The organism is Comamonas thiooxydans (genome assembly GCF_000964545.1).
Classification (GTDB): Bacteria; Pseudomonadota; Gammaproteobacteria; order Burkholderiales; family Burkholderiaceae_C; genus Comamonas; species Comamonas thiooxydans.
In genome coordinates, this window is sequence record NZ_BBVD01000005.1 from 102,780 (window position 1) to 116,282 (window position 13,503).

General features: G+C 60.6%; 11 protein-coding genes. 7 read left to right on the forward strand and 4 right to left on the reverse strand.

Annotated features, from left to right (window positions below; all coding sequences use genetic code 11):
• The first annotated feature begins 44 nt into the window (after positions 1-44).
• From folD to Cth01_RS08055, 3 genes are all read left to right on the forward strand, one after another.
• Complete coding sequence (gene folD, locus Cth01_RS08045; RefSeq protein ID WP_034355854.1) at positions 45-899, forward strand: bifunctional methylenetetrahydrofolate dehydrogenase/methenyltetrahydrofolate cyclohydrolase FolD; 855 nt, start codon at positions 45-47, stop codon at positions 897-899.
• A gap of 199 nt (positions 900-1,098) precedes the next feature.
• Positions 1,099-3,150: a M3 family metallopeptidase gene (locus tag Cth01_RS08050; RefSeq protein ID WP_045838912.1), complete on the forward strand. Its 2,052-nt coding sequence runs from the start codon at positions 1,099-1,101 to the stop codon at positions 3,148-3,150.
• Positions 3,151-3,374: 224 nt separating this feature from the next.
• Positions 3,375-4,070, forward strand: coding sequence for a glutaredoxin domain-containing protein (locus tag Cth01_RS08055; RefSeq protein WP_045839133.1), 696 nt, complete (start codon positions 3,375-3,377; stop codon positions 4,068-4,070).
• 119 nt (positions 4,071-4,189) lie between these two features.
• Here the strand turns inward: Cth01_RS08055 and rpiA are convergent, their stop codons facing one another.
• On the reverse strand, positions 4,190-4,888 hold the full coding sequence (rpiA, locus tag Cth01_RS08060; RefSeq protein WP_034355848.1) for a ribose-5-phosphate isomerase RpiA: 699 nt from the start codon (positions 4,886-4,888) through the stop codon (positions 4,190-4,192).
• A 34-nt stretch (positions 4,889-4,922) separates the two neighbouring features.
• On the opposite strand from rpiA, the gene Cth01_RS08065 reads away from it, so the two are divergent.
• On the forward strand, positions 4,923-5,969 hold the full coding sequence (locus tag Cth01_RS08065) for a quinone-dependent dihydroorotate dehydrogenase (RefSeq protein WP_034355845.1): 1,047 nt from the start codon (positions 4,923-4,925) through the stop codon (positions 5,967-5,969).
• Between the two features lie 78 nt (positions 5,970-6,047).
• Here Cth01_RS08065 and Cth01_RS08070 read toward each other — a convergent pair whose 3' ends face one another.
• From Cth01_RS08070 to Cth01_RS08080, 3 genes are read right to left on the reverse strand one after another with little or no spacing between them, the layout of a single operon-like run.
• Entirely contained in the window at positions 6,048-6,422 is a 375-nt protein-coding gene (locus tag Cth01_RS08070) for a hypothetical protein (RefSeq protein WP_034355842.1), read from the reverse strand.
• Position 6,423: 1 nt separating this feature from the next.
• Positions 6,424-6,825 (reverse strand): phage holin family protein, encoded by a 402-nt coding sequence (locus tag Cth01_RS08075; protein WP_080746035.1) that lies wholly within the window; start codon positions 6,823-6,825, stop codon positions 6,424-6,426.
• Between the two features lie 25 nt (positions 6,826-6,850).
• The gene (locus tag Cth01_RS08080; RefSeq protein WP_004340823.1) at positions 6,851-7,162 is read right to left on the reverse strand and encodes a DUF883 domain-containing protein; all 312 of its coding nucleotides are present in this window, start codon (positions 7,160-7,162) and stop codon (positions 6,851-6,853) included.
• Positions 7,163-7,756: 594 nt separating this feature from the next.
• Here Cth01_RS08080 and dsrO point away from each other — a divergent pair.
• The 3 genes from dsrO (at position 7,757) to Cth01_RS08095 (ending at position 12,958) form a co-directional block, all read left to right on the forward strand.
• Complete coding sequence (dsrO, locus tag Cth01_RS08085) at positions 7,757-8,605, forward strand: sulfate reduction electron transfer complex DsrMKJOP subunit DsrO (RefSeq protein WP_034355836.1); 849 nt, start codon at positions 7,757-7,759, stop codon at positions 8,603-8,605.
• A gap of 13 nt (positions 8,606-8,618) precedes the next feature.
• Positions 8,619-9,659 (forward strand): NrfD/PsrC family molybdoenzyme membrane anchor subunit, encoded by a 1,041-nt coding sequence (gene nrfD / locus Cth01_RS08090; RefSeq protein WP_045838913.1) that lies wholly within the window; start codon positions 8,619-8,621, stop codon positions 9,657-9,659.
• Between the two features lie 107 nt (positions 9,660-9,766).
• Positions 9,767-12,958, forward strand: a complete 3,192-nt coding sequence (locus Cth01_RS08095) for a tetrathionate reductase subunit A (protein ID WP_045838914.1) — start codon at positions 9,767-9,769, stop codon at positions 12,956-12,958.
• Positions 12,959-13,503: the final 545 nt, after the last annotated feature.

Here is a 13,503-nt window from a genome sequence, read left to right on the forward strand (position 1 = left end):
TTGTTCATCAAGGGCTAGCAGCATTTTTTATTGGTACTCCAGCAATGACAGCCCAACTCATCGACGGCAAAGCCCTCTCCGAACAACTGCGCAAGGAAGTCGCCACACGCGCGGCAGCGCTCAAGGCCAAGGGCGTAACGCCCGGTCTGGCCGTAGTTCTGGTGGGCGACAACCAGGCTTCCCAGGTCTACGTGCGCAACAAGGTCAAGGCCTGCGAAGACGTGGGCTTCCACTCGGTGCTGGAAAAGTACGATGCCTCCATGACCGAAGCCGAACTGCTGGCACGTGTCGAAGCGCTGAACAACGACCCCAGCATTCACGGCATTCTGGTGCAACTGCCCCTGCCCAAGCACATTGACGACCACAAGGTCATCGAAACCATTTCCCCCGCCAAGGATGTGGACGGCTTCCACGTGGCCAGCGCCGGCGCACTGATGGTCGGCGAAGTCGGCTTCAAGGCCTGCACGCCCTATGGCTGCATGAAGATGCTGGAATCCATCGGCATGAAGGATCTGCGCGGCAAGCACGCCGTGGTCATCGGCCGCTCCAACATCGTGGGCAAGCCCATGGCCATGATGCTGCTGGCCGCCAATGCCACGGTCACCGTCACCCACAGCGGCACCGCCGATCTGGCTGCCATGACTCGCCAGGCCGACATCATCGTCGCGGCCGTGGGCAAGGTGGATGTGCTGACCGCCGACATGGTCAAGCCCGGTGCAGTGGTCATCGACGTGGGCATGAACCGCAATGCCGAAGGCAAGCTCTGCGGCGACGTCGACTTCAACGGCGTCAAGGAAGTTGCTGGCTACATCACCCCTGTGCCCGGTGGTGTCGGCCCCATGACGATTACCATGCTGCTGGTCAACACCATGGAATCGGCAGAGCGCGCCGCTGCCTGACGCCCTCCGAGCCGCCCCGCGACTTCTCCCTCTCTGGCTCTGATTGCACGAGGGGGACGACAGCTTTGCTGCGCGGTGGCGCTTGCACGCGGTCCTGGCGCGAGCACGCTTCTGACCACAGGCTGACGCTATGAACGCGATAGCAATAAATACCCTGAGAGCGCTTGATTTTCCCGACCTTGCCGGCACTTAATACAGCATGAGCAATCCACTTCTCGAATCCTCCTCCCTGCCCTTGTTTGACCGCATTCAGCCTGCGGATGTGGCACCCGCCATCGACACTTTGCTGGCCCGTGCCAGTGAGGCGCTGGAGACCGTGGTTGCACCGGACTTCCCCGCACAGTGGGAGGCCATCTCTGCCGTGCTGGACGTGGCGACTGAAAAGCTGGGCACCGCCTGGTCGGCCATCAATCACCTCAACAGCGTTGCCGACACCCCGGAGTTGCGCGCGGCCTATAACGAAGCACTGCCCAAGGTCACCGAGTTCTGGACCAATCTGGGCGCCGATGAACGCCTGTACGCCAAGTACAAGGCCATTGACCCGGCCAGCCTCAACAAGGAACAGCGCGCCGCCTGGGACCATGCCATGCGCGGCTTCGTGCTCTCGGGCGCCGAACTGCAGGGCGCTGCCAAGGAACGCTTTGCGCAGATTCAGGCTCGCTCGGCCGAGCTGGCCCAGAAATTCAGCGAGAACGCGCTGGACGCCACCGATGCCTTTGCCTACTACGCCAGGATTGACGAGCTGGACGGCGTTCCGGCCGATGTGATCGCCGCGGCCAAAGCCGCCGCCGAAGCCGATGGCAAAGAAGGCTACAAGCTGACGCTTAAGATGCCCAGCTATCTGCCAGTGATGCAGTTTGCCAAGAGCAGCGCACTGCGCGAGAAGATTTATCAGGCTTATGTGACCCGAGCTTCCGATCAGGCCGATGGCGATGGCAAACGCTTTGACAACACCGCCGTGATGAAGGAAATCCTCGCCCTGCGCCTGGAAGAATCCCAGTTGCTGGGCTACAGCAACTTCGGCGAAGTCTCGATCGTGCCCAAGATGGCCGATTCGCCCAAGCAGGTCATTGACTTTCTGCGCGATCTGGCACAACGAGCCCGTCCCTATGCAGAAAAGGATGCTGCCGATCTGCGTGCCTTTGCCAAGACTGAGCTCGGCATTGCCGACCCCCAGCCCTGGGACTGGGCCTTCATCGGCGAAAAGCTCAAGGAAGCCCGCTATTCCTTCAGCGAGCAGGAGCTCAAGCAGTATTTTCCTGCACCCAAGGTGCTGGCAGGCCTGTTCAAGATTGTCGAAACCCTGTTCGAAGTCTCCATCCGCCGCGACGAAGCTCCGGTCTGGAACCCCTGCGTGGAGTTCTACCGTATCGAGCGCTCAACCGAGCAAGGCACTCAGCTGGTCGGCCAGTTCTACCTGGACCCGCAGGCGCGCAAGGGCAAGCGTGGTGGCGCCTGGATGGACGATGTGCGCACACGCTGGCTGCGCCCCGACTCCCATCAGCTGCAAACGCCTGTGGCCCACCTGGTCTGCAACTTCGCGTCCGGCGTGGACGGCAAACCCGCGCTGCTCACGCACGATGATGTGATCACCCTGTTCCACGAAACCGGTCACGGTTTGCACCACATGCTCACGCAGGTCAATGAACGCGATGTCTCGGGTATTGCCGGCGTGGAATGGGATGCAGTCGAGCTGCCCAGCCAGTTCATGGAAAATTTCTGCTGGGAGTGGGATGTGCTCAAGCACATTACTGCCCATGTGGACACGGGCGAGGCCTTGCCCCGCGCGCTGTACGACAAGATGATTGCCGCCAAGAACTTCCAGTCCGGCATGCAGACCCTGCGCCAGATCGAGTTTGCGCTGTTCGACATGCTCCTGCACACCGAGCACAATCCCGCAGACGACTTCATGGCGCTGCTGAACCAGGTGCGCGCCGAGGTGTCCGTGCTGCAATCGCCAGCCTACAACCGCATGGCCCACACCTTCAGCCATATCTTTGCCGGTGGCTATGCCGCCGGTTACTACAGCTACAAATGGGCCGAGGTGCTGAGCGCGGACGCCTATGCGGCTTTTGAAGAAACCATGCTGGCCGATGGCTCGCCCAACCCCGAGACCGGCCGCAAGTACCGCGAGTCGATTCTGGAAGCCGGCGGCAGCCGCCCTGCCATGGAGTCCTTCAAGGCCTTCCGTGGCCGCGAGCCACAGATTGACGCACTGCTTCGCCACCAAGGTATGAGCCAGACCGCCTGAGTCTTCTGCCATCTCCCCAAAAGCGCCCTTCCCGGGCGCTTTTTCATGTCTGCCATCGCCCCAATAAGAGAGACCCAAGACTGACGCTAGCTGACTCACGCACCGAGGTCGGATCAAGACAAGCCGGAGTATGGGAGCAGACAGTCCTCCATGCAAGCTATGCTCTGCCCATCGGCGCTCGCGTCCTCAGACCTCTTCACTGCACTTCATTGACCAAGATTGAGATGCCACGATCTTTCATTGCCCGGCCTTCGGCCGAGAAACCGACCTCCGGCAACGCCCTGCTGCTGACAATGCTTGTAGCCGCCTTTGCCGCATTGGCGAGCGGAGTCAGCCTGGCTCAGAATCTCTACCGCAGCGTGGGCCCTGACGGGCGGGTCACCTATTCCGACCGGGCCATCGGCCCCAACGCCAAGCCCAGTGCCGAAGCCGTGAGCAACGCCGATGGCCCGGCGTCTTCGGCCAACGCGCAACTGCCTTACGACCTGCGCCAGACCGCCAACCGCTATCCCGTCACGATCTATACGGGCAAGGACTGCGAGCCCTGCGACGAGGCCCGGTCTCATCTGCAAAACCGTGGCATCCCGTTCAACGAACGCACCATAGAAACCAGCAGCGATGTTGCAGCACTCAGAAAGCTCAGCGGGCAGGACAGCCTGCCCTTTGCCACCATCGGCAACCAGCACCTCAAGGGTTTTGGCGCCGACAGCTGGGACCAGTACCTGAGCGCGGCCGGCTACCCCAAGCAGCCCCAGTTGCCGAAGAACTACAAAGCCCCCGCAGCCAAGGCTTTGACCATGCCGGCACCAGTTGCTGCCGAAGCAGCCAAGCCCGCCGAGCGTCCTGCACGCATCACGGCGCCAGCAGCCCCGCCCCCTGGCGCGCCCACGCCCGAAAACCCCGCAGGCCTGCGCTTCTAGGAGCCAGAAATTTTCAATGAAATCAGTCTCTAACACTTACCAATAAAGCGTTAGCAGCTATCAATTTTATAAAAAAGCCACCTGCGCAAGCAGGTGGCTTTCCGGCCTCAGATTGCTGCTTAGTATTCCAGCGTCTGCACGCCTTGTGCGGTTCCCAGCAGGCACACCGCAGCCTTCTGGTGAGCAAACACGCCCACGGTCACGACGCCGGGCCACTGATTGACTTCGGACTCGAAGGCCAGCGGCTCTGCGATCTTCAGACCGCGGACATCCAGAATATGCTGGCCGTTGTCGGTCACCAGCGGCGCACCATCCTTCATGCGAATCTGCGCCGTCACGTCGGCGCCCATGGCTTCAAAGCGACGCGCGATCTGGGCCGCCGCCATGGGAATGACTTCCACGGGCAGCGGAAAATTACCCAGCACCGGCACGCGCTTGGACTCATCGGCAATGCAGACAAAACGCTGAGCCAGCGCCGCCACGATCTTTTCGCGCGTCAGCGCCGCACCACCGCCCTTGACCATATAGCCCTTGCCGTCGATCTCGTCGGCACCGTCGATATAGACGGCCAGGCTGGCGACTTCATTGGCATCGAACACCTTGATGCCCAGCGCCTTCAGGCGCTCGGTACTGGCAACCGAGCTGGAGACGGCGCCAGGAATCCGATCCTTGATGGTGGCCAGTGCATCAATGAATTTGTTGACCGTGGAGCCTGTGCCCACGCCCACAATTTCACCGGCGACCACATATTTCAGGGCAGCTTGTCCGACCAAAGTTTTCAGTTCATCTTGAGAAAGAGGTGCAGCAGATGTCGTCATGAGGGAAAATCCAGGTAATCCTGCGATTATCCCCATGTCTCTTATTCCTTACTCATTGACGCGTCCTATTCTTTTCGGCATGGACCCCGAAGCGGCCCACGACCTCACCATGAATTTCATGGCAAAGGGTCAAAATACCTTGCTCCAAAAGGCCTGGGCGCGCCCTCTGATCAACGACCCCATCGAGCTGGCGGGCCTCAAGTTCCCGAACCGAGTGGGCATGGCCGCAGGCCTGGACAAGAATGCGCGCTGCATCGATGCGCTGGCCGCCATGGGTTTCGGCTTTGTGGAAGTGGGCACCGTCACGCCCCGCCCCCAGCCCGGCAATCCCAAGCCCCGCATGTTCCGCATTCCTGAAAAGAATGCACTGATCAACCGCCTGGGCTTCAACAACGAAGGCCTGGATGCATTTCTGGCCAATGTGCGTCGCTCGCAAGTGCGCGCCAATGGCGGCGCCATGCTGCTGGGCCTGAACATCGGCAAGAACGCCACAACCCCCATCGAAGAGGCCACCAGCGACTACATCAAGGCCCTGGACGGCGTGTACCCTCATGCCGACTATGTGACAGTCAACATCAGCTCACCCAACACCAAGAATCTGCGTGCCTTGCAAAGCGACGAGGCACTGGATGCTCTGCTGGGAGCTGTCGCCAATCGCCGCGAACAGCTCTCCAGCCAGCATGGCAAGCGCACGCCGGTGTTCGTGAAGATCGCTCCCGACCTCGATGAAGAGCAGGTCGGCGTGATTGCGGCGACGCTGGAGCGCCACGGCATGGATGGCGTGATTGCCACCAACACCACCATCAGCCGCGATGCCGTCAAGGGTCTGCAACATGCCGAAGAAGCCGGCGGACTGTCCGGTGCGCCCGTGCTCGAAGCCAGCAACCAGATCATTCGCCAGCTGCGCTCAGCCCTTGGCAGCCGCTTTCCCATCATTGGCGTGGGCGGCATCCTGAGCGGCGCCGACGCCGTGAGCAAGATCCGCGCAGGTGCTGATGTAGTGCAGATCTACAGCGGCCTGATCTATCGCGGTCCCGATCTTGTGACCGAAGCCGCCCAGGCCATCGCCCATATGCACTGAACTTGACGCGTGGCCTGGCTGCGCACAAAGAAACAGCCCGTCATGCCTGAGCCTGACGGGCTGTTTTTCCAGGACCCTTCAGCCGCGTGCGCGCTGCTGCAGCTTAAGAATCCAGGGCAGTGCTGCGCTGCCCCAGCGAATCAGCTTGCGCGGCCCGAGAACCATGAGCAAGCCCCCCGCTGCCGCCGTTGCCAGCGGATGCAGGCGCACAAAAGACAGCAGGCGCTCGGGCAGGGGAGCATCGGCGTCCACATGTGCAGGCTGCGTGCTGCGCAAGGCCTGCGCCTGCGCCTTGGCAGCGGCTCGAGCCTTGACGCGCGCGCGTTGCTTGGCAATGCGCGACAGCACCAGCTTTTGCTCGGCTGTCGCTTCATCCCAGAGCCGAGCATCCATGCCTGCGGGCTTGACGGGCTCCAACTCTGTGGATCGCAAATCGGGAGAGATGCTGTTCATGCTAAATCCTCTCCTTCAGAGCCTGCCAATCCGATTTGAGCTCGCGCCGCGTGAGCCTGAAAGGACTGGAGAGTTGATTGACAGCTGCCAGCAGTCGCCACAGCCCCAGGCCCCAGACCAGAACCCAGCCACCGACCAGCAGCCACGCCACCAGCTGACGATGCTCGCTATCCCAGAACTGCACGAGCACAGCCATGGACAGGACAATGAGCACGACCACGGTGAGTGCGCCGAGCACAATGGCCAGCACCGCCAGCGTTTGCATGCTGCGCTTGTGCTGTTGCCACTCAAGCTGCGCAAGATCAACGCGATCTTCGGCCGCGATCGCTGCCTCGTTGAGATTGGCACGCCAGCGCTCCAGCAGGGAATCAAGACCTAGTAGTGAAATCAAATTCACAGGCACTTGTCCTTTTGCAGCTCAGCAATGCTTAGCGACGGCCCAGCATGAAACCCAGCAGTGCACCCACTGCCAGCGCGGCACCGGCGACGCGCCAGGGTTCGTCGTGGGCATAACGATCCGCCACATCGGCAGCTTCGCGCGCCTGGCGAGCGGCGTCCTGAGCCGCACGCACAGCAGACTCGCGCACGTTGGCCATGCCGTCGTCGATGCGCTGACGAAGCACGCTGATTTCAGGAAGCTTGTCCAGTTCACGGGCAGACAGCAGACCGCGCAGATCGCTGACCAGTTTTTCCAGATCGTCTTGGGCGGTGGAAACGGCGTCGGAAACAGAGCGTGACATATCGATCCTTTCAATGTGACGAAATTGGAATATCGCATGCACTTGGCAGTGCACCAAGATAGCTGCGAGACAGCAAGCATCAGGGCCGGCCGCTCATAAAACCTGCAGCATGTGAACATCTTACAGAAAACGCACCGCCTACAAGAAACTCGCGGGCCTGCGGCACTGTCGGACAGCAGCGAAACTGCCTCATGTCAAGGAATATAAAGCCGTTCAAGGCTCCAAACCAATCTGTTTGCTGCAGCAGCCTTTACGTTGGCGCAGCAGAGCGACCTCAGCCTGAGCTCAGGCATGCCGTGCATGCATAGCTTGATCTCCAGCATCTGCCGCCAAGCAAAGCGGATTACATACGGCAACACACTGATTGCTTAACAGTTCATTAATAAAGTGGCTGCATGCTCGGCAACAAGTCATCTGCTTGCGGGAGTTCCATTCAAAAAAACTCTTCAGCAAGCGAAGACTTGACTCAAATCAAGTGTCACAAACGGCAACTTTCATATAGTCATTTAGGCATAAAAGATATTAATTTAATACTCTTTTATGTTTAAAGCATCAGGGCTTTCTGGTGCCAGTGCGACGATGAAAGGAAGGGCCATGCCACTTCAGAAACGAGAACTCTCCGACTGCGCAACCAGCAGTTCGGCCTGCACCTGCAGCACTCCATCCATTACCCAGGCACCTCAGCAGGCAGTGACTGCGCCCACCAAGCGCGGTTTTTTGCAGGATTTGATTGCCATGGCCGCCAGCCTCGGTGTTGCGGGCAGCGCCCGCGCAGCGCTGCCCGGCGACCCCAGCTTCCAGCCCCTGCGCCGACCCGGCATGCAAGGCAAGCGCTTCGGCATGCTGGTCGATATGCGCAAATGCATTGGCTGCCAGGCCTGCACAGTGAGCTGCTCGGTCGAAAACCAGCCCCCCATCGGCCAGTTCCGCACCACGGTGCTGCAATACGAAATCGACCAGGCCGGCGACACGGCTGCCGCCATGGTCAGTCTGCCGCGGCTATGCAACCACTGCGACGAACCGCCTTGCGTGCCCGTCTGCCCGGTGCAAGCCACATTTCAACGCACCGACGGGATCGTTCTTGTCGATAACGAGCGCTGCGTGGGCTGCGGCTATTGCGTGCAGGCCTGCCCCTACGACGCGCGCTTCATCAATCACGAAACGCAGACTGCCGACAAATGCACCTTCTGCGAACACCGCCTGGAAGCCGGTCTGCTGCCCGCCTGCGTGGAAAGCTGCGTGGGTGGCGCGCGCGTGATTGGCGATCTGAACGACGCGCACAGCGAAATCAACCAGCGCATCAATGCTCACAAGGACGATATCAAGGTCCTCAAGCCGGGCATGAAGACCAAGCCGCACGTCTTCTACATCGGTCTGCCCGATGAGTTTGTGAACGGTGTCGATGGTCAGGCCACGGTTCGCCTTGTTGCCGAACATCTGTGAAAGGAGTGCCATCATGCAAATCATTGAACTCTTGACCCCGGCCTACGAAGCGGCATGGTTGCCATGGGCCGTGCAGTACTTCTTTCTGGTCGGCATGGCCACGGGGGCCGCACTGCTGACTTCGGCCTGTGCGTTCGGGCCGGCCCAAGGCTTGCTCCAGCGCCTGCTGCCCACAGCGGTGCTGGTGCTGGCCATGAGTGCGATTGCCGCGCCGGTGGCCCTGCTGGCCGACCTGCACCAGCCTGCACGCTTCTGGCATTTCTATGCCCACCTCACGCCCTGGTCGTGGATGAGCCTGGGTGCCGTGCTCATGCCCACGTTTGTCGGGCTGTGCGTGTTGATGTGCGCGCTGTGGTGGCTGGGCAAGCAGCGGTTGATGCGCCTGCTGGTGCCTGTACTGGTGCTGTCCACGCTCAGCATCGTGGTCTACACGGGCGCCGAAATAATGGTCATCCGATCGCGCCCGCTGTGGAACACGCTGTGGGTACCGATCAATCTGACACTCAGCGGCTGGCTGGCCACCGTGGGCATGGGCTTTGTGCTCTACCGCTTTCTGCCCCGATCCTTGCAGCCCGATGCGGCAGCCCTGCAAGGGCTGCGCAATCTGGGCCTGTGGCTGGCCACCGGCCTGATTGCCAGCGCCCTGACCTGGGGAATTGCCGGCATCGCGGGCCAGAGTCCTTCATTCGACATGGCTGTGCGCCTGTTCAAAGAGTTCCCTGTATGGCGCGTCTCCATGCTGGGCTCGGCCGTGTTTGGAGCAGCCGTGGTGATGGCCCTGCTGCGCGGCGAGCATCGTCTGGCAGCCAAGGGCTACACCCTGGTGCTGGGCACCGGCCTGGCGGCGTCGGCATGGGCCTTCCGCTGGGCACTGTTCATGGGCGTGCAGGGCGTACCCAAGTTTGGAGCCGGCCTGTATCTGTACAGCATGCCTCTGGGCGGTGAAGGCCTGATGGGCATGCTGGGCATGGCAGGCCTGTGCGTGGCACTGGTTGCGCTGACCACCTGGGCGCTGGAGCTGCTCCCGGCCCGCAAGCCCGCCAGCGCTGCCTAAAAACCAAGCCAAGTACACATCTAACGCAATACCAGCAGGCGCCAGCAGCTCTCAACACTATAGAAACGCTGCAGCGCTTGCCCTTCCCTCACACAAAGGGCAAGACAATGACTGACAAGAAACTCTCCCCTGGACAATCACAAGACGTCGAGGCCGATCGCACCGATGCCAACCGCCGCCGCATGCTGCTGCGCGGCGGCGCCGTCGCAGGCGGTCTGGCAGCTTTTGCCGCAGGCTATGGCGAAACCGTGGCCAAGGGAGCCAAAGGGCTGATCACCGGCAGCTCGGGCAAAGCCACCCAAAGTGCCACGCGCGGCAACTCGCTGACGCCCGAATTCCGTATAGACCCCGTCAGCGGCAAGCTGACGACCCAGCCCGGCCAGGTGGTCAGCCCCTCCTCGTGTCTGGGCTGCTGGACACAGTGCGGCGTGCGTGTGCGCGTCGATACTGCCGACAACCGTATCATCCGTATCGCTGGCAACCCTTATCACCCCCTGGCCACCACCCACCCCGCCCCCATGGAAACACCGGTTCGCGAGGTCTATGCCATGCTGGGCGGTGACAACGGTCTGGAAGGACGTGCCACCAGTTGCGCCCGCGGCTCGGCCATGCTCGAGCACCAAAAAGCACCGCACCGTGTTCTCAAGCCGCTCAAGCGCGTCGGTCCACGCGGCTCCGGCCAGTGGAAGAGCATCACGCTCGAAGAGCTGGTTCAGGAAATCTGCGAAGGCGGCGATCTCTTCGGCGAAGGCCATGTGGACGGCCTGCGCGCCATCCGCGACGTCAACACGCTGATCGATGAAGCCAATCCCGAATACGGCCCCAAGTCCAACCAATTGCTGGTGACGGAGGCCGCCAACGAAGGCCGTACTCCGCTGGTTAACCGCTTTGCCAAACAATCGTTCGGCACCATCAACGTGTCCAACCACGGCTCTTACTGCGGCCAGACCTACCGGGTAGGCACGGGCGCGGCACTGGGCGACATGGCCGGCATGCCCCACGGCAAGCCGGACTGGAAGAGCTCGCGATTTGGCCTGTTCATCGGCACCTCGCCGGCTCAGTCTGGCAACCCGTTCCAGCGCGTGGGCCGCGAGCTGGCCGAAGCCCGCTCGCGCGGCGAGAACACCTATCGATACGTGGTGGTCTCGCCCATGCTGCCCACTTCGTCCAGTCATGCGGCAGGTGACAACAACCGCTGGCTGCCCGTCAAACCCGGCAGCGACCTGGCACTGGCCATGGGCCTGATCCGCTGGATCATCGACAACGAGCGCTACGACAAGCAGTTTCTGACCCAGCCCGGCCCCGCAGCCATGGCTAGCGTTGGCGAAGCCAGCTGGAGCAACGCCACCCACTTGCTGGTCAACGAGCCCAAGCATCCGCGCTACGGCCAGTTCCTGCGCGGCGCAGATATTGGTCTGCCCATGCCAGATCCTATCGACGAAAAAACACCCGCCGAAGATGTATATGTGGTGCAGCTGAACGATGGCAGCCTGGCCGCCCATACCGTGGCCCAGCCTGCCGAGCTGGTTGCCGAGCGCGAATTCACACCCATCAAGGCTGTCGGCGCCACCGAAGAGCCTGCGCCTATGGCCGTCTGCACCGCCTTTGTCAAGCTGCGCGCCGAAGCGCGCAGGAAGACGCTGGAGGAATACGCAGCTATGTGCGGCGTGCCGGTCAAGGAGATCGAGGAGTTGGCGCGCGAATTCACCAGCCATGGCAAACAGGCCGTGGCCAACTCGCACGGCGGCACCATGAATGGCTCGGGCTTTTACACAGCCTATGCCATTGCCATGCTCAACAACCTCATCGGCAACCTCAATGTGCGCGGCGGCTGGGTCATGGATGCCGGCCCGTTCGGCCCCTTTGGCCCGGGACCGAAATACAACTTTGCGCAGTTTGAAGGCGCAGTCAAACCCCGGGGTGTGGCCCTGTCGCGCACGCGCTTCCCTTACGAAAAGACCAGCGAATTCAAGCGCAAAAAGGAGGCGGGCCAGAACCCCTATCCCGCCAAGGCGCCCTGGTACCCCGCGCCTGGCGGCCTTTCCAGCGAGATGCTGGCCGCCGGCATGCTGGGCTACCCCTACCCGGTCAAGGCCTGGATCAACCACATCAGCAACCCCATCTACGCCATGTGCGGCTTCGAGAATGCGCTGGCAGACTCGGTCAAGGACGTGAAAAAGCTACCGCTGTTTGTCTCGGTGGACCCCTTCATCAACGAGACCTCTGCTCTGGCCGACTACATCGTGCCAGACACTGTCACCTATGAGAGCTGGGGCATTGGCGCGCCCTGGGCCGACGTCGTAGCCAAGAGCAGCACAGTGCGCTGGCCCACGGTAGAAGCCGCCACGGCCAAAACGGCAGACGGCCAAGCCATCAGCTTTGAGACCTTCATCTTTGCCGTGGCCAAGCAATTGGGTCTGCCAGGTTTTGGCAAGAATGCGATGAGCACCAAGCAAGGCGAGCTGCTGGACCTGGAAAACGCCGAAGACTTCTACCTGCGCGGCATGTGCAATATCGCCTATCAGGCGGGCAAGCCTGTACCCGAAGCCAGCGATGACGACATAGAAATCACCGGCCTCGAGAAATGGATGCCATCGTTGGAACAGCGTGTCGCCCCCGAAGAAGTACGCCGCGTCGCCATGGTCATGAGCCGTGGCGGCCGCTTCGACAAGGTTGAAGACGCATGGACGGACGACCAGCTCAAGCTGCAGGCCAAGTTCCCGGCCACTTTCTGGCACGAAGGTCTGTCCAGGATGCGCCACTCCATGACCGGCGAGCGCTACAGCGGCTGCCCCACCTGGTACCCCACGCGCCTGGCCGACGGCTCGGACATGCGCCAAGTGTTTTCCGAACAAGACTGGCCGCTGACCATGACCAGCTACAAGTCAAACCTGATGAGCAGCATGTCCATCGCCGCCTCACGCCTGCGCCAGGTGCACCCACACAATCCAGTGAGCATCAACAAGGCCGACGCTGCAAAGCTGGGCATCGCCAATGGCGACCACATCGAACTCAGCACCCCCGGCGGCAAACTCCAAGGCGTGGCCTTGGTACGCGCGGGTATTGCGCCCGGTGCGATCGCCATTGAGCACGGCTACGGTCACAAGCAACTGGGTACCATGGCCCACAAGGTTGACGGCCAGCCCACCCATGCCAACCCACAGCACGGCAATGGCGTGAATCTCAATGCTCTGGGCTTTGCCGATCCGACCCGACCTGCAAAGGACAATGTCTGGATCGACTGGGTATCGGGGGCAGTGGTCAGGCAAGGGTTGCCAGTGAGAGTGAGAAAGGCTTGATAAGGGCCTAAAGCTCTGGCGGGCGATCGGGACAGAAATTCCCGTCGCTCACATCTACGAGGGATGGCCTTGAAACGACTGCCAACAAATCGCGGCGATATCTTGAACCTGCCGAGGATCAACCGCATTGCCGCCCATTGGCTTGCAACAAGAATCGGGGCCGGATTAGGTTCGTCCCGAAATCGGACATGGCAAACCACAGGCACCATTCCTGAGTGTCCGTCTTTCAGCTTCTACGAAAACTCAAAAAAAATGGTAATGAATCCATGAAATACTATTCAATCGAATTGGACAGTACATTATTTACAATTAAAAACCACTGAATATTGGTATTAAAAGTCGAGAAGAACAAGATTGCTTTCTTCTCGGAAAATATTCGTATACAGCAATCTCAATATAGACAATTATATTGTTTTGAAAATTACACTTAAAAACAATAATGGAATCATCTGATTTCGCTTCATTGTTGATAGCAATGCAGTTCTGAATTCCAATAAATTGCACAAATAACGATAGCAGATCAACAGAATCCTATTTCGTGCCCA